The sequence below is a fragment of the Pseudorhodoplanes sp. genome (assembly GCF_035565855.1).
Taxonomy (GTDB): Bacteria; Pseudomonadota; Alphaproteobacteria; order Rhizobiales; family Xanthobacteraceae; genus Pseudorhodoplanes.
Window position 1 is genome coordinate 1 of the sequence record NZ_DATMRX010000265.1, and the last position, 22,451, is coordinate 22,451.

The window sequence follows — 22,451 nt, forward strand, 5'->3', positions numbered from 1 at the left end:
AGCACCATGTTGATCGCCAGCGACAGGTAATAACCCTGATCGGCCAGCGGCAGCAGCGCGGCGATGCCCAATGCCGCCACGCCGAGAATGCCGGTCCGCACTTCGCCGGAGGAAAGCTTCGTCATGCCTGCTGCCTGCCGAAAATGCCCTGCGGACGGAACAGCAGCACAAAGGTGAACAGCGCATAGGTCGCCGCGAGCGTCAGGCCGGGATCGATCAGTCCGGCGACTGCCGTCTCGGCGATACCGAGGATCAGCGCCGCGATCAGCGCGCCGCGCACGTCACCCACGCCGCCCATGATGACGATAATCAGCGCCTTCATGGTGAACACGACGCCCATCGAGGCATTGAAGGTGTAGAAGGTCGAGATCAGCGTGCCGCCGCAGGCCGTCAACGCGCCGCCAAGCGCGAAGGACAACGCCGCGGCTTTGGCGACATCGATGCCGACAAGACGCGCCGAACCCGGATTGACCGCGACCGCGCGTACCGCCGTGCCGTAGCGTGTCCAGTACAGGAACAGATAAAGCGCCAGCGCGATCACGCAGGCCGCTCCGAACGCGACCACGCGGTTGAGACCGTAATAGGCGCCGAAAAGCTCGAAGCGCTCGGCGAGGAAGGCGTAAGACGTATAGGCGCCGCCGAAGCTGCGCAGCATCAGGCCCTGAAACAGAAACAAGAGGCCGAATGTGGCGAGGATCGAATCGACCTCGAGCATGCCCTGGTTCCTGGCGCGATCGACCAGCGGCTTCAGCAACAGCATGTAGATCGCCCAGTTCACCGCAAAAGCGATGGGAGCGATGACCAGGATGCCCCAGATCGGGTTCACCGCGTAGGAGGTGAACAGCCAGAAGGTGACGAAACAGGCCGCGATCAGCGTCTCGCCATTGGCGAGATTCATGATGCGCGAGACGCCATATTGCAGAGTAAGGCCGATCGCGATGAGCGCGTAGGTCCCGCCGAGCAGAATTCCGGTGACAATCGTCTCCATCCGAGTTCTCGCGGGATCATCCGGCGCGGTGCTGCATCGCCGCGCCGGATGTCGTGTGCCGTAGCGTTACTTCCAGGGCTGCTTCTTCACCGGCGCCTTGGCGCCGGGGATGCCGTCGGAGGCGACGCCGTTGAACGTGCCGCCCTGCCACTGACCGGTCGTCCAGACCTTGTGGTTGATGTTGTCGGCAAGATTGACCTCGCCTACCACCGTCTGGAAGGGCTTCTTCTTGATTTCGGCGATGACCGCGGCCTTGTCGGTCGTCCCCGCGCGCTCGATGGCCTGGCCGAGGATCTCAAGACCGGCATAGGTCATGGCGCTCGCCCATGCATCGATGTCGGCGCCCGTCACTTCCTTGTGCCGCTTGGCATAGTCCTGGATGGCCTTCGAGTTCGGGTCGATACCGCCGACGCCCATCACGCCTTCCGCGTTGTCCTTGAAGCGGCCGGCGAAGCCCGGGAATGCGGTGCCGACGCCGACATAGAACGCGCCGACGTCGAATTTCTGAATCCGCGCCTGATCGGTCAGCGCGAAGGTGTCCGGCGGATAGGAGAACGCAACGAAGGCGTCCGGATTGGCGGCCTTGGCAGCGCTGATGATCGGGGCCACGTCCTGCGTGCCGAGCGGATAGGACGCCTCATAGACGATGTCGAAGCCGGCTTTCTGCAGGGCCGGCTTGCCGGCACGCACGAGTTCGAGGCCGAACGCGTCCGCGACGTTGACGAGCGCGACACGCTTGCCGATCGCGCCGGAGTCGCGCATCTTCTTCAGCGCCTCGACGGCGCCCTCGGCGAGCTGCTTGGAGGTGCCCAGCAGCCAGAACGAATTCGGCCAGCGCTTGGCGAATTCCGCGACGTTATCCGTGGCGGCCGTGGTTGCAATTTGCGGATAGCCGTATTTGGCGATCAGCGGCGCGGTGGCGACATTGATGCCAGTGGAGTACGGCGACACGAGGAAGTCGACCTTGTCGACGGTCGCAAGACGCTGGATGTTCTTGACGGCTTCTTCGCCGCTGGTCTTGTCATCGTATTCGATGAGCTCGACCTTCATCTGCTTGTTGCCGACCTTCAGGCCGCCGCGCTTGTTGACCTCTTCGACCCACAGCTTGACGTTGGGCCAGTGAGTCACAGCGGCGCCGCCAGCGAGCGGGCCGGTTTTCGGTGCACTTGCACCGATCTTCAACGTGTCCTGAGCGGCCGCGACACCGGTCGCCATGACGAATGCAGCGGCCGAAGCCGCCATCATCATCGTCATTTTCCTGAGCATGAACTCCCTCCTCCGAATCGTGGGCTGTCGAGTGCTTTCGCACCTTGTTCTTGGACCGATACTGTATCCGCCGGTGCGGGGCATGGTCCAGCATGGTTCATCGTTAACGTCAATCGTGCACGCCCGGTCGGCTTCCCGTAGCAAGCTTGAAGCCGGCGGTTCTGCGGCGTTCTGCCGCCCTCGTTCATGGGGCCAAACCGTAAGCGCGGCAAATGGCGTTCGCCGAGCCGCACGGCCGTTTCGTCCCAGCCAATCACGCAAAATGGATGGTCATGGTCTCAAGACGTCAGCCAGCAAGATCAGATAAAGCGCTGACCGATCCTGCCCGGCAACCGTCAGCGGCCGAGGATCGTTTCCGACTCGAAGCGCTCGACGAAGTGCAGCCCGATCCTGCGGGTCAGCGACGCCGCAGCGACCGACGACACCGCGAGGCCCACGGCGCCCGCGATTGGAGCTGCGAATGACAGCGTCGTCGCAGTCGCGGCCGCAAGTCCGGTCGGCGCCGCGCCCCCCATCAGTCCGAGCACCACCGCCCGCATCTTGTCGCGTTCGAATGGCACGCCGTAGACATCGCTGAGCGACTTCAACATCCGCAGGATGATCGCGCTGACGCTGACGACATTGACGGCCGGCATCGGGACAAGGCCGCCCAGGCCGGCATACATCTTGTGACGGTCGACGATCTTGAAGGCGATCTGCAGACGGCGCTCCGCCTCTTCGCGGGTCAGCGGCGGCAGAATGGCATAGGTGTCGTTGGCCGGCGCCGGAGCCGGCGGCCAGACCTCGGCCTCCACCTGCACCGGCTCTTTCGGCGTCGATGGCTTTGCGGTCACGGATTGCGGCACCGGCGCCTCGGTGCCGGCCTCGCCCGGAATGAAGCGCAGGCCCGACCCGGCGGGCTTGATCGCTTTCGGAAGCTGCTTGCGTGTCATGCTGCGGCCTGCTGCTGCCCGAGGACCATGTCGAGTTCTTCGGCAATTGCGGCGATCTCCTTCGCCGCGGGTCCCTTCCAGCTGATCAGGCTCGGCGTCGCGCCCCACAGCGAAGCTTCAGGATAGGCGACGCGGTTCTGCATCTCGTTTTGCAGCACCGGGATGCCCGCCTCGGTCAGTTCGGTTCGGATGTGCCGCGCGATGATCGAGTCCCGGGTGGTCTGGGTGAGCAGGCAGCGATAGAGCGGCCGCCGGCCATCGGCCCGCTCGGTGAGGAAGCTGATCGTATCCAGCGTACGGTCGACATCGAACGGCGAGGGCTTGACCGGCACCAGGAGGAAGTCCGAGGCAGCGACGCAATCCAGCGTGGTCTTGGAGCGAAAACCGGGCGTGTCGATGATTACGAGATTGCCAGCGCTCGACAATCGCCGCGCGGTCTTCGTGGCCTCTTCGGTCGCATCCTCGAGCACCGCGACGCCGCCGAGGCTGCGTTCTCGCGCCGCGAGTCCCATGATCGAGCGCTGCGGATCGGCATCGATCAGGGTCGGCCGCCGGCCACGCAGATGCCAGTAGACCGCAAGGCAGCTTGCAACGGTGCTCTTGCCGCTGCCGCCCTTCATCGTGGCAATCGTGATGATCATCTCACGGCCTCCTCGCCAAAAGACCCGCGCAGTGATTCGCGCATATGGTAGCTAATTTCGGCCGGGTACGCCTACAGCTTGCGTCCGGGCCGCTTAGAAAAGACGGGAGAGAAGAGGCGTGCGCCGTGATTCGAAATAACGGAACGCCGTGAGCGGCGAATCATCTGCGTTGTCCGTAGCGCGTCTGGCGCTCGACCGAATCAACGCGCAACGAGGCACAAAAAAACGCTGTCTCCGTTGACCGGAGACAGCGTTAGATCTGAAGCAAAGATCCGAAAGTTACCAGGCCGGGCAGACCGACAGGCCGGTGCACGAACCCAGCGTGTAGTTTGCGGAGGTCTCGGTTCCTGCGGCACTTTCCAGCACTTCGTCGGAGACGTCGAAGCTCAGGATCTCTTCTTCTTTTTGCTTAAGGGTGGTGAGGGTCATGGCGTAATTCCTTTCATCCGCCAGATGCATAGAAAGTTACGAGGAAACTTAGACAAATTTCCCCCTGCTGGCGGAACAAGGATTCGTCAATTGCGGCAAAAAGTCAATCAGTCGTCCAATTTCGGGGCAACGATCCAACACTCATGATGCCGCATAGTTGATCGATGCTTTATCATATGGGTCGCGGCCGACGCGCTCGCGGCGATCCTTAAGGCAAGCGTCAGGCTATTATTCCTAGATGCAACGCCTATATCCTGGCTCGGGAGGCTGCCCGGCCGGCGGCGATGCGGACAATTCGAGACGGAGCGGATGGACGCCTTTTACGAGAGCCTGATCACCCGCGCCGCGACCATCGACGAGTTGCTGTCCGACGATTTCGAGGCAGCCCCCCCTCAAGAAGGTGACCCGGACCTTGCGGCGCAGCGTCTCGAAGCGTGGTGCCGTGCCGCAGCCAATGGTGATTGGGAGCAATTCCGGCGCAGGCTCGCGCGCGATGGATGGACCTATGAGGAGGTGAAGGCTCGGCTCGCCCGTGTTCGCTACCGCGCCCCAACCTCTCCGCTGTGGATCGCCGATGCGATCTGGATCGAACACGCACTGCGCAGCGACGCTGAACCGCAGCAGTCCCGGCGCGGTCCGGAGCCACGGCCCTTCGAGGATTTCTTGCTGCCGCTGGTCGATCGTGCGGAAGCGCTGGTCGGGGACCAGACCGGCACTGTGCTCAGGGACGATTTCACCGCGTCCGGCCTACTCTGCTTGCGCCTGATGCTGCTCGATCAATTGTCCACACTCTGCGCACCGCCGCTCTACGAACGCTTTGCCGCGATGCGCGACCAGTCCTCCACCGATTCGGCGCCCGCGACCACGCCTCCCGGCACCGCCCTGTACGATCGCTTCGTCGTCGACATGAAAGCCGGCGGCCTTCGTCGCCTGTTTGAGGAAAAGCCGGTCCTGCTGCGGCTGATTGCCACGCTCACGCGGCAATGGATCGATTTCGTCTCTGAATTCGCGCGGCGGCTCGATGCGGACATGCTGACGGTCCGCAAGGAATTCGCTGGCCGCGATGGCCGCGCCCGTGTCACGGCCGTCGATGGCGGCTTGTCAGACCATCATAATCGCGGGCGTTCGGTCCTCATCGTCACCTTTGAGGACGACACCCGGGTCGTCTACAAGCCGAAGGACCTAGGGCTCGACGTCAGATGGCACGAGATGGTGACGCGGCTGAACCGCTCGCAGCCACCTGTGCAATTGCGGGCGGTCCGGGCGCTCGCCTGTGCGCATTATGGCTGGACCGAATATGTCGCGCATACGCCGTGCCTGGACGACGAAGGCTGCAAATCCTTCTTCCGCCGGGCAGGCGCCTGGCTCGCCTTGTTTCACTGCTTCGCAGCCACCGACATGCATCAGGAGAACATGATCGCGTCGGGCGACCAGCCTGTGCCGATCGATCTCGAGACGATCCTGCAATTGCCGCCAGCCGCATCGAAGCCGGGAGACACGGGGACAGACGCCGTGCAGGCGGCATCGGACCTGATTGCCAACTCCGTCATGGCGGTTGGGATATTGCCCGCTTATGGCCGCGCACCCGACACCTCGGTCTTTGCGATGGGTGCGCTCACCGCCGACTGGAATGTCAGATTCGAGGTGGCCTGGCACGACATCAACACCGATGCCATGCGCCCGTTCCGGCGCAAGAAGGCCGACAGCGCCAACCCGAATTTGCCGCATGTCGGCGGGCGCTACGCCAAGCTCGGCGACCATGTAAGCGCCTTCACCGCGGGCTTTGAGGATTATGCCCGATTTCTTTCGCAGCACACGCGCGGCGCGGCGCTTTCGCAGCTCTTCGACGACTTTGCCGGCGCGCCGGTCCGCAAGGTGCTTCGTCCGACGCGATTCTATTCGATGCTGCTGCAACGCCTTAAGGCTCATAAGACCATGGACGACGGTGCGACCTGGTCGGCGCAAGCCGATTTCATCGCGCGGCTGTCCGATTGGGATGTGCCGTCCGATCCGCTCTGGCCGTTCAAACGAGCCGAACGTTCGGCGCTCCTCGATCTGAACATTCCGCATTTTGTCGTGCCGAGCGACGGGCATGTCATCGGGGATGCCGACGGACCCATCGCCGCCTTGACGACGATATCCGGGCTCGAACGCGCGCGTGAGCGTACCGAACATTTCGACGGACCGGAAATCGCGTGGCAGACCGAGGTTATTCGCGCTCACACGATACAATCGAAGCCGGCGGAGGTGGCGTCACCGCCGTTGGCGCCTGCAAAAGGAGAAATCCCCGCGTCGGACGCGCAGCGGGTTTTCGTGGCCGAATCCGATCGCATTGCTGCGGAGATCGCTCAATTTGCGATCAGACGCGGGACTTCAGCGGCCTGGATCGGTCTCGACTGGCTGGGGGATGCACAGGCTTATCAGCTCGCCGTTCTCGGTCCCGATCTCTACAACGGCGCGTCCGGCATCGCGGTGTTCCTGGCCGCACACAGCATTGTGGCCAAGCATCCGCCCTCGGGTGAGCTTGCCCTCGCCGCCCTCAGCCATCTGCGCAGCAAACTCAAGGACGCCAACGCGCCGCGCTTTGCGCGATCCCTCGGACTGGGCGGGGCGACCGGCCTTGGCTCGATTGTCTATGCGCTGGCCGTGATCTCCAAGGGCCTCCGCGACCCTGCGCTGTTGGCAGACGCACACACCGCATCGACTTTGATGACCGACGACCTGATCGCGGCGGACAGGCGGCTCGATGCGCTGGGCGGCAGCGCCGGCGCCATCCTCGCATTGCTGCGTCTTTATCGCGATACGGGCACGGCCGATGTGTTGGACCGCGCAATCAAGTGCGGCGAGCATCTTCTGCAACAGAACAGGATCGGGCCTGACGGAAGGCGGAGCTGGATCGGTTATGGCCTTGGCCCCAATCCGCTCAATGGAATGTCGCATGGCGCCGCCGGCTTTTCCTACGCGCTCGCATCGCTTGCCGTCGCCACGGACCGCGACGACTTTGCGCAGGCCGCCGCCGAGGCCTTGGCGTTCGAGAATTCCAGTTACGATGCGGACCGCCATAACTGGCCGGACAAGCGCCATCCCGACCAGCCGGGCTGGGCCTGCCGCTGGTGTCACGGCGCGCCGGGCATCGGTCTCGCGCGCGCCGGATTGATCAAGCGAAGCGCGATGGACCCCGAGCTGATGCGAGGCGATATCGACAAGGCGCTGGCGGGCGCGGAGCAGGCCTGGCCGACCGAGATCGACACGCTCTGCTGCGGGACGCTCGGCAATGTCGAATTCTTCTGCGAAGCCGCGGACGCGCTCGGCCGCCCGGACATTCGCAAGGCCGCTGCGGCCCGGCTTGCTGTCGTCATCGAGACCGCAAGGGCGCGCGGCGACTATCGCTGGAACAGCGGAAAGCGGCAGTTCAATCTCGGCCTGTTCCGCGGTCTTGCCGGCGTCGGCTACACGCTGTTGCGGCAGCGCGATCCGTCGCTGCCGAATGTCCTGATCTGGGAATAGGCCACGCGGGTAGCGCGAGCGGGTTATTTGCCGTTCGCGTTACAGATGGCGTGCAGGACCACCTTGAACATATCGAAGGATTGGACGGTGACATTGCACGTCCTGCCGTCCTCCATCTTCGCCTGCATGATGTCGCCGGCGTTGACGAGGCGCTGTGTGCCGTTGACGTTGATGTTCACACCCTTGTTGGTGGGCGAACCGACGAGGCCAACGGTGACCTGACCGCCTGCGACGACCAGGGACTGGTTGGGCAGCATCACGTAAATATTCTCCGACGGAACGATCTCGTCGAGCACGCTCTGAACGTGATTGAGCCGGGTTTGCAGCGTCAGGATGCGATCGGCGCGTCGGTTGAGCTCCGCACTCGCCTGCTGGCGCTCCTCGCGAAGCTGCACGATCGTCTGCTCGCGCTGAAGGAGCTGGCGACGGGCAAGCTCCCGCCCTGTGATGTGACCGATCAGGGCGACACCGAGGATCAGCAATGTCTCGATCAGCAGGATGTAGACCCGCCGCCGTCGTGTCAGCAGACGCCAGGCGGCCCGCGAACTCAGGTCAGGCTCACCGGGCCGACCGGGTCGGGTGTTGTCGGTCACGTCAGCTTTTCTCCCGCGCCTGATCCAACGCCACTTCGCCATTTCGCGCCTCACCGGATGTAAGGGTGCTGACCGGACGAATGATAAGCCGTGCGATACATGGATGCGCTATTGCCTCTCTGCAGTCGGCTTGGCCGCGGCTTCGGGGCGTTTCGTTGTTTCTGCCGTTCGTGATCCACCGGTCAGGCGCGACAGCACGGAATCGTAACTGGACAGGTCGAAGGGATTGAAGGTCGCCGGCTTGTCGGACCTTTGGTCCGACTTCGGCTTGGCGCCCGTCGTCGCCGGATCCTGCGCATCCGGCTTTTGCTCGGGAGCCGCCTGAGCCCCGTTCGGCGCGGGCGCCGCCGGCGACGGATTGACGTGGACCGCCGCACCAGGCTGCACCACCACGGTGGTCGGCGACGACACCGTCGGCGGCAAAGCGTTCGGCGTCGCCGTTGGCGCGAAGGCCCGCGGCACAGGTTGGGCCGGCGCATAAGCACCGGGCACATTTTCTTTCGCCGGCGGCGGCGGCGTCGCGTCCTTTTGCGGTGCCGTCGCAGCGGCGGCCGCCGGAGGATCGACATTGCCGAGGATGATCGGCAGGCCGTCCTTGCCGCCGCCTATCACGACGATCTTGGAATTCTGCGACTGCGACAAGGCAAGCGTCGCTTCGATGCCGCGCCAGCGCAGATAGGAATCGGAGATGCCCTGACTGACGGTCTGCTGGAAGGCCGCGATACCGTTCGCCTCAATCTGCTTGCGGCGCGATTCCTGCGCTTCCCGTTCGACGCGGTAGCGATATTCCTGGATCAGATAGAATTGTTCGGTCTGGCGATTGATCGCTGCGACGATGGCCGGCGGCAATTCGATGCTCAGGACCAGCGTGTCGATGATCTGAATCGAATATTGCAGCGCGTCGTTGTAATTTTTCGGATCGGGCTGCTCCATCGCCTCCGGCTGAACCAGCTTGTTCAGATTGGCGCCGAGCGCCTTGCGGGCATTGTCCCGCACCTTTTCCTGGATCGCCTCGCGCGAGATATAGACCTCCTGCGCGGTGTACTGGGAAATGACCTGGCGCGTCTGGCTGCCGATCTCCGGGCTGACCACGGATTCGAAATAGTTCGGTCCGATGAACTTGTGCAGCACCGCTACCGCATTGTGCAAAAGCTGGTAGCGGATATTCATCTGGACGGCGACGTTCACGCCGTCCCGCGAGATGGCGTTGTAGGTCTGCGCCGTCGATTGCAGTCGCAGATTGTAGATGAACAGGTGATCCCACGGCCAGACGAGATGCAAACCTTCGCCGCGCAGCTGCTGCGGATTGAGCATCGTGCCGCGGCCAGCGAAGCACCAGCAATAATAGTCGAAGGTGTTGAAGCGCTTCCACAGGACGCCGACATGGCCGGACGGCACCGTGATCACCACGAAGCGCCAGAGAACGGTGACCGTGAGGAACAGAACCAGAAGGATGAAGGCAAAGCTCGGCAGGCGCCGCGTCAGGAAATGCCACGCGCCGCGCTTCCTGACCGGAGGCGGGTTGCCGTCGAGAGTCTCGGGATACGTTGCCATCAGTCGTTCCTCATCGAACGCCGTCAGCCGCCCACTCTGCGTTCTTCAACAATTCGGCCCTCTTCCATGTGAATGCGCCGGCCCGGTAAGCGCAATTCGTCGAGATAGCGATCGTCGTGAGTGATGACGACGATGGTTTTCCCGGCGCGCATCATGTCCGGCAGCAATTCGTCATAGAATTTGCGCCGATATTCGGGGTCCTGCTCGGCCGTCCACTCATCTAGCAGCATGATGGGCCGGTTTTCCAGCAGACTGACGATCAGCGCAAGGCGCCTCTGCTGGCCGCCGGAGAGATCGAGCGTCCGGAATTCGCCGTTGGAGAGACCGGTCTTGTCCGCCAGACGGAACTTGGCCAGCAGCTCCGCGAGCTCGCGGTTGTCGACGTCCTTGATGCCGTAGAGCCGCCGGAACAGGTGATAATCGAAGAAAATCGCCGAAAACAGCTCGCGATATTCGTCCCGCGTCGCCTTCGTGACCAGGCGGCCATCGAGATAGATCTCGCCCTCCTGCGGGTGATAGAGCCCGGCCAGGGTCCGCAGGAAGGTTGATTTGCCCGACCCGTTGCCGCCGGTGATGAAAAGCAGCTCGCCGGACCGCAGCGTGAAATCGATCGGGCCGATATGGAACGCCACGTCCGAGTGCTTGTCGACGTAGCTGAACTTGATCTGCCGCATCTCGATGGTCTTGAAGCTCTTCGGCGAGACCACCTCGTCGGTCTCCGAGGAAACGCTGGCGCGCAAGGTCTCCTCGAGCCGCTGGATGCGGTCCGCCGCGGCATTGGCGTTCATCAGGATCGGGATCGACTGCACCAGCGCGAAGCACGCGCCAATGACGTAAAGCAGCGCCGCGGTAATCTTGGCAATCGAGGCGCCGCCCAGGCTGTCGCTGAATTGCGGCGCGACGAAAACCACGGTGCCCAGCAGGATGTACATGTAGCCTTGAGAATAGGCGATCTGCTTGAAAGTCTCCGATTGCGCCCGGATCTTGATGTTGGCGGCGACGCGCGAGACATTGACGGCGTCGTCGAACAATTCGTCGCTGCGCGGCCGGTTGAGCCGGACTTCCTTGAAGCCGTCGAGGAAATCGGTGATGCGGTCGAACAGCCGCCTCTCGTGCTCGGCCGCCCGCATCCGCTCTTCCGTCAGCTTCTTGCTCCTGAAATGGAAGATCAGGCCGGCCATGCTGACGATGAGGACACTGAGAAGGAACGCTGCGAGCGACAGATAGGCGACATAGATCGCGACGAAGCCGATCAGGATCGGACCCTGAATCGAGAAGCTGAGCATGTTGCTCGCTTGCGTCAGGATCGCCGCGTCGCTTGAAATCGCGGCCACGATCCGCGCCCGGCCGACCTCCTCGATCGAGAGAAGTTCCGAGCGACGGACATAATCCATCATCCGCACCCGGAGCTTGTGGATGATCGCCTCGATTTCGGACGTGATCGTGGTCGAAACGTAAACCTGTGTCTTGAAGAACAGGAACAGCGAAACCACGAACAGCACCGCGGCGAAGGCGCTGATGCGGTCCTCGGTATCGGCGGCCGCAGCGCCGGTATTGATGGCTGTCAGGATCAGCGCGTTGCTGATGCCGCCGAGCGCCGACATGAACACCAGCTTCCGCACCGAGGCGTGCATCTCGCGGTGTACAAGCTGGAGGAAGGACATTGCGGTGCTGCCGCCGGCTACGGTTGCAAGGGACGATGCCGGCCCCCTGCTACAGGTACGCGCCGGTCACGATACGAGGATGTCAGGGCCTGCGACGCCATTCCACATTTCGCGCCGGACCGGTGATGAGAAGAAGGGGCAGAACCACGAGCGGAGTCGTCACAAGCGCCAGCCCGAACGTACCGAGGAAACCGAGCCGACGTCCGATGCCGCACAAACCCGTCAGTGCGCAGAACGTAATATAAAGAGCAGCTTCGATCATCGATATCGCCGCAACGGACGATTTTGCGATCGCCGCTGCTCTCCGTTGTGATACGGCCCCCGCCGATCAAGAGTTGGTGGCCGCCGCTCCGGTCGACGCGGAGGAGGCCGCCCCGCCAGACGCACCCGGCGCCGCGACCTTGGCACGCGACCGCGAATCCCACTTCTCTTTCTGCGCCTTGATGAATTCGCGATAATCCGGCGGGTTGAAGTCGAGCAGCGTGCCGCCGGATTCGAAGTGCTGGATGAACGCCTTGCCGATGGCATAGGTGGCGCCAGCCGCAAGCGCGGGCATCACGAAGCCGGACGCGATCGTCCCCAGAACCGGAATGGATTTGAGCATGCTGGCGGCGCCGATGCCGCTCGTCGCCGGGATCATCGTTCCCGCGAGCGCTGCGATCAACGCCTTGCCGCCGTTTTCGGAGAAGGGAACGTTGTAGATCTGCGAAAGCCGGCGCAGCATTTGCAGCTGGATGCCCGCCACCGCGGCAACGTCGACGACCGGTACGGGGATCAACCCGCCAACACCACCCCACAGGGCAAACCGGTCCACGAGCTTGGTCGCCATCTCGAGGCGCTGCGCCGGCGTCAGCTCGGCCGCTTCTGGCGCGCTGGGCTTGGCCCCCGCTTCGGTCGTGGAATTTTCAGCCATTCTGGGACCCTTCTCGGCATACATGGACCAAATCGCCTCTGGTCGAACGATCCATGAAGTGCGTGTCAACAACCTGGATCAAAAAGCTACCATGGCGGCTACGGACTGCCAAGCGCTTGCGGAACAATGCTAAATGCTTGGTGTGTCAGCGAGTCTTGCACGGCGGACACGCCTTGCGTCGGCGGGCCCGATCTCCATAATGGATGATCGGTGGTCTGTTTCGGAGAAGGAAATGCGGTCTTCACCCGCCAATGGACGTCCTGCACCGGCACGCCGTGCCTGGGAGGCTCCGGCGATCACCGAATTGCCGATCGCAACCGAAACCGCCGCCGCGGCAAGTTCGGCGTCCGAGGAGGCTGGTCCGCCGTCTCCGCCGGCATCGCCGGCTACCAAGCTCGGATTTTCGTTCGAGATGTCGTTTCCTCTCTCGGCGCGAACCGAATAGCCGGTCTCCGACAGCCGTTCTGTGGCGATGACCGCGGGTCTTCGCTAAACTCTTGCTATGAACCGGCTATTGCGGGGCCGATTGTGGGCGTGACCATTGACAGCGTTCTGGTGCGGGACGACACGCGCGCGGCGGCCGATCTCGATGGGATCGTCGTCGTCCTCAACCTCGACGCCGGCTGCTACCTTCGCTTCAACGGCGTCGCGAGCGAGATCTGGAACATGCTGTCCGAGCCGCGCCGGGTCGGCGACGTATTCGATGCGCTGGCGAAAAGTCACGACGTTGATGAAGCCATTTTGGCCCGTGACGTGTTGCCGTTCCTGCACCAATTGATCGAGAGAAAACTGGCGCATCCGGTTGAACAGGCTCGTCCCCGATGACTCCGCGTACGATGCGGCGCATCTATTTGCGCGAAGCCGTGATCATGTTGATCCTCGCACGGCTGGCGGTCCGTCTTTTGCCACCGGCCCGCATATTCGGCTGGTGCAATCGTCCGCTCGCGCGTGTGCGCCGGTTCGCCGCTGACGACACCGCCTGGATCGCCTGGGGCATCGAACGCGCATCGCGCCTTCCCGGCATGACAACGTCGTGCCTGCCGCGCGCGCTGGCGGCGCATGCCATGCTCAGGCGCCGCGCTATCCCGAGCCGGCTCTGCCTTGGCGTTGCGCGCGCGCAGGAAAACGTCACCGCCCATGCCTGGGTGGAGAGCGGCCAGCGCATGGTGATCGGCGGTGAGGACGCCAAGGACTTCACGCTGCTTTCCGCGTTCGGCAGCGGCCTGACTTGACCTGTCACCGCCCATGAGCGGGATCGCCGGTCTTTTGCGGTTCGATGACAAGCCCGTCAGCCGGCGCGAACTCGAGCGCATAGCGAACGCGCTGCGCACGCACGGTCCCGATCGATCGGATGTCGCTGCACTTGGCCGCATCGGTCTCGTGCATGTTCTGATGCGCATGACACCGGAAGACCTGGACGATCGCCAACCCCACCAGGGCAAGAGCGGCGCCGTCATCACGGCGGATTTGCGGCTCGACAACCGGGACGAGATGCTTCGCCGCATCGGCCTCTCGCCGCAAGAGGCGCTGTCCTGGCCGGATTCGCGCATTGTCCTTAACGCGTGGGAGACGTTCGGCGACACGATTTGGCCGATGCTGCGCGGGCCGTTTGCCGTGGCGATCTGGGACCCGAGGACCCGAACGCTCACGCTGGCGCGCGATCACCTCGGCCTCAACGTGGTGATGTGGCATCGGAGCGAGCGCTTTTTTGCGTTCGCAACCATGCCGAACGGATTGTTCGCGCTCGAGGATGTGCCCCGGCAACTGAACGAAGAGAAGTTCGCCGACTTCCTCGTTCTCAACCACGCCGATCATGCGACGACGATGTACCGGGATGTGTTTCGGGTCCGTCCCGCGCATGTCATGCATGTCAGCGCCGAGGGCGCCGTCAGGCAGGACCGGTTCTGGTCGCCGCGCGATGTGAAAGCGGTCCTCTTTCGAACCGACGAGGATTATGCAGCGGCCTTGCGCGATTGCCTTGACACCGCCGTGCGTCGCCAGATGCGAAGCGCGCATCCGATCGGTTGCCTGCTCAGCGGCGGCCTCGATTCATCTTCCGTCGCTGCGCTTGCGGCACGCGCACTCGCCGCGAAGAACCAGAGGCTCGCGGCATTCACCGGCGTGCCCAGAGCCGGCTTTCGTGGCCCGGCGCAGAATGGTCATTACGCGGACGAAAGACCCTATGTCGAAGCGATCGCCGAGACGATCGGCAATATCGATGTGACCTATGTCACGAACGAGTCCGGCGAAGACCTCGCAGACGTCGAACGGTTCTTCATCGCCCTCGAAGGGCCGGTCCGCAATCCGACCAACCTCGGTTGGGTTCTGGCGATCCTGCGGCTTGCGCGCGCGCAGGGCCGGCGTGTCCTTCTCGGCGGCCTGCGCGGCAATTCCACGATCAGCTGGAACGGCTGGTCGCAGGCTGCGGACCACCTGAAAAGCGGGCGGTGGCTCACCGCATTCCGGCAATGGCATTTGTATTACCGTCATACGCCGCATTCGCGCCTGCGAGCGGCGAAGCAATTGTTCGTCGATCCGATCCTTCCCGGCCGGTTCGCCGACCTGATGGCGCGCATGCGCGATCCGGCGGGGCGCGCTCCCTGGCAACAACACGCGCCGATCCGGCCCGAATTTGCAGCGGAGGCAGGTGTCGATGCGCGCGCGCGCCGAGATGGCCATGACTTCCATTATCGCGGGCGGCGAAACGAACGCTTTGAGAGTCTCATGCTGGCCGATTACGCCGGCGACTGGAATGCGGCCGAGAAAGCGCTGACCGGAGTGGAAATCCGCGATCCGACAGCGGATATCGATGTCGTCTCCTATTGTTTCGGCATACCGCCCGAGCAGTATCTTGCCGAGGGTATCGACCGGTCGCTGATCCGCCGGGCGATGTGGGGACTTTTGCCCGAAAAGGTCCTGACCAACCGCCTGCACGGCATGCAGGACGCCGACTGGTTCGAGAGGATCGGCGGTCAGCGCGATGCGCTCGCGCGCGACATCGCCACGTTGGCGCAATCCCCCCTCGCCCGCCGCGCGATCGACCTGCCGCGGCTGGAGCGCGCATTGGCGAATTGGCCGACAGATGGCTGGGACAGGCCGGACATTTTTGTAGAATATAATCTTGCGCTGATGCGCGGCGTGGCCGCCGGCCGTTTCCTGCGCTGGTTCGAATCCGCAAACCGGTAGCGATGCAGCGCGGGCGGTGACGGGGTGATCGGTGAACGAGCAGGACGAAAGTTCAACTTTCTATGATCGGATTCCGGTCTTTCGCGGCTTTCCCCAGATCATGGACGAAAGCCTGTATCACCCGCTGCCGCAGGACTGGCTGATCGGCACCACCGACATTGTCGGCTCGACCCGCGAGATTCAGGAAAACCGCTACAAGGCCGTCAACATGGCGGGCGCCGCCATCATCGCGGCGCTCTCGAACGCGCTGGGCCGCGAATTCCCGTTCGTGTTCGGCGGCGACGGCGCGAGCTTTGCCGTTCCCCCGGCATGGGCCGACATCGCGCGCAAGACGGTCGCCGAAACCTTGCGCTGGGCCAGCGAAGAACTTGCGTTGCAGATGCGCGGGGCGTTCGTCCCCGTGAAGGAGATCCGCGCTCAGGGGCTGGATGTGCGCGTTGCACGCTTTGGCCCGTCGCGGGACGTATCCTATGCGATGTTCATGGGCGGCGGGATCGCTTTTGCCGAAGCGGCCATGAAAGAGGGCCGCTTCGCAGTGGAGCCGGCGCCTTCCGGATCGCGCCCCGACCTGAGCGGGCTGTCCTGCCGCTTTGAGGAAATCCCGTCGCGGCACGGCGTCGTGCTGGCGGTGCTTGTGATGCCGGGCGAACAGGCCGAAAGCGCCGAATTCCGGCGCGTCGTCGAAGAGCTGGTGCTGCTTGCGGAGCAGAAGGCATTCTCGCCGCTGCCGCCGGAAGGTCCGGCTTTCGCCTGGCCGAATAAAGGGACGACGCTCGAGGCGCATGCGTCACGTCATGCACATATTCCTCTTTTCCTCCGCCGCCTCGCGGCGCTGGCGCGAACGTTTCTCTATTACCTGATCTTCCGGTTCCGCCTGCGCGTTGGGCGTTTCGTGCCGGGCATTTACCTGCAACAGCTCGTCGCGAATTCTGACTTTCGCAAATATGACGATGCGCTGCGGATGATCATCGATTGCACGCCGGAGCTTGCCGACGAGATCGAACGCAAGCTGTCCGACGCTGCCGATGCCGGCATCGTGCGCTTCGGCCTGCATCGCCAGCACGCCGCGATGATGACCTGCTTCGCGCCGTTTCCCGCGCAGAGCGATCACATGCACTTCATCGATGGCGCGTCCGGCGGCTACGCACTCGCCGCGCTTGCGCTCAAGGGCGGCGGCGCGAGCGGCGTTGCCGTATCACGCGCATAGACCAGCTTGCCGCCGACATAGGTCGCCTGCACGGCGCGGTCGTCGCCCAGCATCATCTGGATGAACAGGGCCTCTTCGAACGTCTTGGCGAACTGCATGCGATAGTCGATCAGCGGCGTCGACTTCATGTCGAGCACCACGAGATCGGCTTCCATGCCGGGCGCGATGCTGCCGATCCTGTCGTCGAGATACATGGCGCGCGCGCCGCCCCGCGTCGCCAGATAATAGGCGTGTCCGGCCGACAGCGCGTAGTTGTTCAGTTGCCCCGCCTTGTAGGCCTCGTTCAGCGTCGCCAGCATCGAAAACGACGTGCCGGCACCCAGATCGGTCCCGAGCCCGACACGGACCCGGCGATCCGCCCGGACCGCCCGCGCGAGATCGAACGCGCCGCTGCCGAGGAAAAAATTCGACGTCGGACAATGCGCGATGGCGGACCCGGTGCGATGCATCACCTGCATCTCCGGCTCGGTCAGATAGATGCCGTGGCCGAAAATGGCGCGCGGCCGGCACAGCGAATAATGATCGTAGACGTCGAGATAGCCCTTTCGCTCCGGAAAGAGCTCACCGATCCACGCGACCTCGCTCTTGTTTTCGGAAACATGCGTCTGCATGAAGCAATCGGGATGCTCATTGCAGAGCGTCCCTGTCGCCTCCAGTTGAGCGCGGCTGCTGGTGCCCGCGAAGCGCGGCGTGATCGCGTAAAGCAGGCGGCCGCGGCCATGCCATTTGCCGATCAGCCGCTTCGATTCGTCGTAGCCCGACTGCGCCGTATCCAGAAGCGCACCGGGCGCATTGCAATCCATCATGACCTTGCCGGCCGCGAGCCGCATGCCAAGCCGCTCGGCCTCCTCGAACAGCGCGTCGACGGATTGCGGATACACCGTACAAAAAACGCAGGCGCTGGTGATGCCGTTTCGGAGGCTCTCGCGAAGAAACACCTTCGCGACGCTGCTCGCGAAGGCCTTGTCGGAGAATTTCTGCTCGACCGGAAACGTGTAAGCGTTGAGCCATTCGAGCAGCTGGTCGCCATACGAGGCGATCATCGGCGTTTGCGGAAAATGCACATGGCAATCCACGAAGCCGGCCGAGATCAGCGCATCGCTGCCGTAGCTGCGGATCTCCGTGCCTGCCGGAAGCACATCCTTGATCTGCGCGGCCGGCCCGAAATGCGTGATCACGCCCTCGTCCATCGCAACGATAGCGTCGGGCTCGTAGACCATCGTGCGCTCGAGGCCATCCTCGAACGGATCGCCGGTATAGGTCAGCACCGGGCCACGAATCGCTGCCAGCATTGCACTCCTCCGCCGCGCTGCGGTTTTTATTCCACGGCGGTGGCCCTTAATAAAGACATCGCCGCCTCGGGCGCCATGTCGCCTCGCCGATCGCAACCCCTCCTCGCCTGCAAGCCAAGCATCGCGCCGCAGACACCGGATCGTGACTATCGTCCCAAGTCGCACGCGGCTAATCCTGCGAAGACACGACCCGGCGCACCAGACCGTGCGCAAGGTCGCGACGTTGCTCCGTCTCAAACCTTCTTGCGTCTCATCACATCGGGAGCCTGGTTGGCCGGAATGACCACGACCGAGACTTCCGCATCCGGGCCGGGCAGCTTCGCGCGCGAGCCTGTGCTGGTCGATCTCGCCTTGCAGGGCGGCGGATCGCATGGCGCATTTGCCTGGGGCGTCCTCGACCGCCTGCTCGAAGAGCCCTGGCTGAAGATCGAGGGCATTTCCGGAACATCGGCGGGAGCGATGAATGCCGCGCTCCTTGCGGACGGCTTTGCCGCGGGCGGCGCGGAAGGTGCGCGAGGGGCGCTCGATACCTACTGGCGCGAAGTCTCCAAAGCGGCGCGATTCAGCCCGTTTCAGCGCGGTCCCGTGGATCGCGCCCTCGGCCGCTGGTCGCTCGATCACTCTCCCCTGTTCGTCTTCATGGATGTGATGTCGCGGCTTTACTCGCCTTATGATCTCAATCCCGGCGGGTTCAATGCACTGGCGCCGATCCTCACCAAGCACATCGACTTCGACCGGCTGCGCAATTCGCCCATCAAGCTGTTCATCACCGCAACCAACGTTCGGACCGGCCGAGCGCGCATCTTCCGCAATGCCGAGATCACCCCGGAAGTCCTGCTCGCATCGGCATGCCTGCCGACGCTCTTTCAGGCGGTGGAGATCGACGGCGAGAGCTACTGGGACGGCGGCTATTCCGGCAATCCCACCATGGCGCCGCTTGTCAACGAACTGGTCTCCGACGACACGATTCTGATTCCGATCAATCCGGTGGAGCGTCCGGGAACGCCCAGATCCGCGCACGACATTCTCAATCGACTGAACGAAGTGTCGTTCAACGCGGTGCTGATCAAGGAGCTGAAGATGATGGCGCTGCTGCGCCAGGTGGCGAATGCCGAGACCGGCGAAGGCGCCGCGTGGGGCCGCATGCGCGTGCACATGGTTCGCAACGCCATCATGGACAAGCTCGGCGCGTCATCCAAGCTGAACGCCGAATGGGAGTTCATCAGCATGTTGCGCGAGGAAGGCCGCAAGGCCGGCGAGGAATTTCTCACCGCACATGCGGACGACATTGGCAAGCGGTCGACCTTGGACATCGACCAATTGATCGCCGAGATGAAGTGAGCCATGGGCCTTCTGGGCATCCTCCTGGGTCTCGCCGGGCTGATCTTCTTCGCCTATCGCGGGTCGAGCATCCTCGTGCTTGCTCCAATCGCCGGGCTGATTGCGGCTGCGTTTGCCGGCTATCCGCTGCTCGCCAGCTGGACGCAAACCTTCATGAGCAATGCGGCGGACTTCATCGCGCAGTTCTTCCCGCTGTTTCTGCTCGGCGCGCTGTTCGGCAAGCTGATGGAAGATTCCGGCTCGGTGACGTCGATCGCCAATTACATGGTGACGAAGCTCGGCGCCGAGCGCGCGATCCTCGCAGTGGTGCTGGCAGGCGCCATCGTCACCTATGGCGGCGTCAGCCTGTTCGTCGCCTTCTTTGTCATCGCACCGATGGGCATGGCGCTGTTCAGTCAGGCCGGCGTACCCCGGCGACTGATGCCGGCGGCGATTGCGCTCGGCACCTCCACCTTCACCATGTCCGCGATGCCCGGCACGCCCGCGATCCAGAATGCCATCCCGATGCCGTTTTTCGGAACCACACCCTTCGCGGCGCCGGGGCTCGGCATCATCGCATCCGTCATCATGCTCGGTTTCGGAATGTGGTGGCTGAAGCGCGCCGAGACCAAGGCGCGCATCAAAGGCGAGGGATTCGGCGTCATTGCAGCCGACGCTACCGATCAGGCCGCGGACGATCCGATCGTCCGCGAGCGCGCCACCACCGCCCGCGAATTCGACCCCGCCGAGATTCGCAAGAGCACGGAAGCGCCGGCCGGACCGCCGATCGGGCTCGCATTCCTGCCGCTCGCCATGGTGATCGCGGTCAATCTCCTGATGTCGTTCGTCGTTCTGCCCCGGATGGATGTTGCTTTTCTTGCAGAGCCGCAATGGGGCGCGACCAGCCTGTCGGCTGTCGGCGGGTTGTGGTCGGTGATGGTCGCCCTCCTGGTCGGAATCGTCACCGTGATCGCCATCAATTTCCGCAGCGTCCCGGCATTACGGGCCACGATGACCGCCGGCGCCAATGCGTCTGTATTGCCGATCGTCTCCGTCGCCAGCCTCGTGGGTTTTGGCGCGGTGGTCGCCTCGCTGCCGGCCTTCGCCGTGGTGCGCGACTGGGTCCTGTCGATTGATGGCGGGCCATTGGTGTCGCTCGCGGTCGCGACCAATATCCTCGCGGCGCTGACCGGATCGGCCTCCGGCGGCCTGACGATCGCGCTCGACGCGCTCGGACCGACCTACATGAAGCTTGCCGCCGAAACCGGGATCAGCCCGGACCTGATGCACCGCGTTGCGGTGATCGGCGCCGGGACGCTGGATTCGCTTCCTCATAACGGGGCGGTCGTCACGCTGCTCGCAGTCTGCGGCTGCACGCACCGCGAGAGCTATGTCGACATCGTGATGGCGGCGATCGTCAGCGCGCTGATTGCACTTGCGGCTGTCATCGTGCTCGGATCGCTCGTTGGATCGTTCTGACCGCGCGCGGCCGGTCGGCCTGACGTTACCAGGATTGGGTCCGCGGCCCCGCCGGTGGCAGATCCTTCCGAATGGCTTCGGAAAAATTGGGTCCATCGCCTGCTTTTTGCGCGGCGGCATTGATCAGCGATCGCTGCCGCAAGTCCTGGAACGTCAATTCGGTATTGATGCGCCCGGAGCGGTACAAATAGCTGTCGATCCAGCCGTTGAGAATGTGCCGGAGGTCGAGCCGGCCTTCGCGGCCCGCGGCATTGGCATAACGAATGATATTGATCGTGCAGCTGTTGCTGAACAGATGGTACCATTCCGGCTTGTCGGCCAATTGATTGATCCGCTCGAGATAAATCATCAGCAGGCGCCGCGAATCCTCCGGCGAAGTGTTGAGGTGATAGAGGTAGGTCGTCTCATGCCGATGGTTGGTGCGCACGCCGACCACATCGCGTTCGGTGCCGACCACGTAGATCAGCTCGAATTGCTTGAAGATGGACGCGAGCGGGTCGAAACCCTCGCCGATCTCCGGGCGTGTCTCGATCGAGATGCTGAGCGGCGGAGCGTTATCGAAGACGAAACTGAGGAATGTGTGCCCGACCGGGCCTTCCGACCAATACGAGACGTAGAAGTCGACGCCCTTGAGGTGGGACAGCTCGATCACGCGCTCCACATAATGCACGTCGAAGTCATTGCGGCTGCGATAGGTGAAGTCCCGCACGCCGGTCAGGCGGACACGGTCCCCGTCGATGAACGCGCGCGGCATGACCGCGACCTCGGGCCGCCAGGGCCGGTCATGCGACGGCGGTATCGCGACCCACCAGATCGCGACGGCCACAAATACGGCCAGGAAAATAATGGTCCGGCGCGGTCTGGAGAGCACGAGCGCCCAGACAGCGAACGCCGCGAACGCGATCGCGGCAACGAGGCGCAGCCACGGCCATGGCAAATTCGAGAAATAGATCGCAAGGGTTGCCCAGGCGACGAGCAGAAACAGCGCCACCGTCCACAGACCGGCGAGCAGCCCGCGCCCGATACGGGCAAACATGCCGCGCTCTCGGCCGGCAGACCCTTGATACACGTCCTGTGTCATCTCGACTTCCGCTAACCGGAGCTGACCGCGCAACGGACATCTCCCCACACGTGAGAAGCCGGCCCGGTTACTCAGGCACCTATCACAGTGCGCCGATCCGCAACACCTTCGCTGACCGGGCCGTCGTCAAGAGAAATGCACCGCGATTGCGCCGATCGGCCGAAGCTCCCAGGCGAGCGTCCGGTCGTCAGGCCCGAGCATCAGCGGCGGCGTCACCGAACCCGCAATGACGATATCCCCGGCGTGGAGCGTCTCGCGGAAGGCGGCAAGAGTGGCCGCCACCTGCCGGACCGTTCCGAGGATCGGGCCGGTATTGGCTTCGAGATCGGTCGGCACCGCGAGCGGCTGGCCCGACCGGATCACGACGCCGCTCAGCGCGGCAAGGCCGTCCGGCAGCGA

20 protein-coding genes are annotated in these 22,451 nt (G+C 63.6%); 8 read left to right on the plus strand and 12 right to left on the minus strand.

The window, feature by feature from the left end:
• Positions 1 to 121: 121 nt before the first annotated feature.
• The 5 genes from VN004_RS14775 to VN004_RS14795 all read right to left on the minus strand — a co-directional run bounded on the left by VN004_RS14775 (position 122) and on the right by VN004_RS14795 (position 4,256).
• Positions 122 to 988, minus strand: coding sequence for a branched-chain amino acid ABC transporter permease (locus VN004_RS14775; RefSeq protein ID WP_325611456.1), 867 nt, complete (start codon positions 986 to 988; stop codon positions 122 to 124).
• Positions 989 to 1,054: 66 nt separating this feature from the next.
• On the minus strand, positions 1,055 to 2,254 hold the full coding sequence (locus tag VN004_RS14780) for an amino acid ABC transporter substrate-binding protein (RefSeq protein ID WP_325611458.1): 1,200 nt from the start codon (positions 2,252 to 2,254) through the stop codon (positions 1,055 to 1,057).
• Positions 2,255 to 2,589: 335 nt separating this feature from the next.
• Complete coding sequence (locus tag VN004_RS14785; RefSeq protein WP_325611460.1) at positions 2,590 to 3,186, minus strand: DUF697 domain-containing protein; 597 nt, start codon at positions 3,184 to 3,186, stop codon at positions 2,590 to 2,592.
• Complete coding sequence (locus tag VN004_RS14790) at positions 3,183 to 3,827, minus strand: ParA family protein (protein WP_325611462.1); 645 nt, start codon at positions 3,825 to 3,827, stop codon at positions 3,183 to 3,185. Before VN004_RS14790 ends, VN004_RS14785 begins: the two co-directional genes overlap by 4 nt.
• A 279-nt stretch (positions 3,828 to 4,106) precedes the next feature.
• The gene (locus VN004_RS14795) at positions 4,107 to 4,256 is read right to left on the minus strand and encodes a hypothetical protein (RefSeq protein WP_325611464.1); all 150 of its coding nucleotides are present in this window, start codon (positions 4,254 to 4,256) and stop codon (positions 4,107 to 4,109) included.
• Positions 4,257 to 4,565: 309 nt separating this feature from the next.
• On the opposite strand from VN004_RS14795, the gene VN004_RS14800 reads away from it, so the two are divergent.
• Positions 4,566 to 7,763: a type 2 lanthipeptide synthetase LanM family protein gene (locus tag VN004_RS14800; protein ID WP_325611468.1), complete on the plus strand. Its 3,198-nt coding sequence runs from the start codon at positions 4,566 to 4,568 to the stop codon at positions 7,761 to 7,763.
• A gap of 23 nt (positions 7,764 to 7,786) precedes the next feature.
• Here the strand turns inward: VN004_RS14800 and VN004_RS14805 are convergent, their stop codons facing one another.
• The 4 genes from VN004_RS14805 to VN004_RS14820 form a co-directional block, all read right to left on the minus strand.
• Complete coding sequence (locus VN004_RS14805) at positions 7,787 to 8,356, minus strand: hypothetical protein (RefSeq protein ID WP_325611471.1); 570 nt, start codon at positions 8,354 to 8,356, stop codon at positions 7,787 to 7,789.
• A gap of 108 nt (positions 8,357 to 8,464) precedes the next feature.
• Positions 8,465 to 9,910, minus strand: coding sequence for a prohibitin family protein (locus tag VN004_RS14810; protein ID WP_325611473.1), 1,446 nt, complete (start codon positions 9,908 to 9,910; stop codon positions 8,465 to 8,467).
• Positions 9,911 to 9,933: 23 nt separating this feature from the next.
• Entirely contained in the window at positions 9,934 to 11,574 is a 1,641-nt protein-coding gene (locus VN004_RS14815) for a cyclic peptide export ABC transporter (protein WP_325611475.1), read from the minus strand.
• 328 nt (positions 11,575 to 11,902) lie between these two features.
• The gene (locus VN004_RS14820; protein ID WP_325611477.1) at positions 11,903 to 12,487 is read right to left on the minus strand and encodes a YcjF family protein; all 585 of its coding nucleotides are present in this window, start codon (positions 12,485 to 12,487) and stop codon (positions 11,903 to 11,905) included.
• 232 nt (positions 12,488 to 12,719) lie between these two features.
• Between VN004_RS14820 and VN004_RS14825 the strand changes: the two genes are divergently transcribed.
• The 5 genes from VN004_RS14825 (at position 12,720) to VN004_RS14845 (ending at position 16,880) form a co-directional block, all read left to right on the plus strand.
• Positions 12,720 to 12,932 (plus strand): hypothetical protein, encoded by a 213-nt coding sequence (locus VN004_RS14825; RefSeq protein ID WP_325611479.1) that lies wholly within the window; start codon positions 12,720 to 12,722, stop codon positions 12,930 to 12,932.
• An 83-nt stretch (positions 12,933 to 13,015) separates the two neighbouring features.
• Positions 13,016 to 13,312, plus strand: coding sequence for a PqqD family protein (locus VN004_RS14830; protein WP_325611480.1), 297 nt, complete (start codon positions 13,016 to 13,018; stop codon positions 13,310 to 13,312).
• Complete coding sequence (locus tag VN004_RS14835; RefSeq protein WP_325611481.1) at positions 13,309 to 13,719, plus strand: lasso peptide biosynthesis B2 protein; 411 nt, start codon at positions 13,309 to 13,311, stop codon at positions 13,717 to 13,719. The genes VN004_RS14830 and VN004_RS14835 overlap by 4 nt, the downstream gene beginning before the upstream one ends.
• A gap of 13 nt (positions 13,720 to 13,732) precedes the next feature.
• Entirely contained in the window at positions 13,733 to 15,673 is a 1,941-nt protein-coding gene (locus VN004_RS14840; RefSeq protein WP_325611483.1) for an asparagine synthase-related protein, read from the plus strand.
• 100 nt (positions 15,674 to 15,773) lie between these two features.
• Positions 15,774 to 16,880, plus strand: coding sequence for a DUF3095 domain-containing protein (locus tag VN004_RS14845; protein WP_325611499.1), 1,107 nt, complete (start codon positions 15,774 to 15,776; stop codon positions 16,878 to 16,880).
• Here the strand turns inward: VN004_RS14845 and guaD are convergent.
• Entirely contained in the window at positions 16,814 to 18,172 is a 1,359-nt protein-coding gene (gene guaD / locus VN004_RS14850; RefSeq protein WP_325611485.1) for a guanine deaminase, read from the minus strand. The two genes, VN004_RS14845 and guaD, sit on opposite strands and share 67 nt — an antisense overlap.
• A 279-nt stretch (positions 18,173 to 18,451) precedes the next feature.
• Between guaD and VN004_RS14855 the strand changes: the two genes are divergently transcribed.
• Positions 18,452 to 19,513 carry a patatin-like phospholipase family protein gene (locus tag VN004_RS14855; protein ID WP_325611487.1) on the plus strand — a complete coding sequence of 354 codons (1,062 nt, stop codon included), beginning with the start codon at positions 18,452 to 18,454 and terminating at the stop codon, positions 19,511 to 19,513.
• A gap of 3 nt (positions 19,514 to 19,516) precedes the next feature.
• Positions 19,517 to 20,971 carry a GntP family permease gene (locus VN004_RS14860; RefSeq protein WP_325611489.1) on the plus strand — a complete coding sequence of 485 codons (1,455 nt, stop codon included), beginning with the start codon at positions 19,517 to 19,519 and terminating at the stop codon, positions 20,969 to 20,971.
• 25 nt (positions 20,972 to 20,996) lie between these two features.
• On the opposite strand, the gene VN004_RS14865 is transcribed toward VN004_RS14860, so the two are convergent.
• Together VN004_RS14865 and VN004_RS14870 are read right to left on the minus strand one after the other, a co-directional pair.
• A complete protein-coding gene (locus tag VN004_RS14865) occupies positions 20,997 to 22,007 on the minus strand; it encodes a DUF4105 domain-containing protein (RefSeq protein ID WP_325611492.1) in 1,011 nt (336 codons plus the stop codon).
• 171 nt (positions 22,008 to 22,178) lie between these two features.
• The coding region (locus VN004_RS14870) for a hypothetical protein (protein WP_325611496.1) at positions 22,179 to 22,451 on the minus strand (273 nt) is incomplete at its 5' end.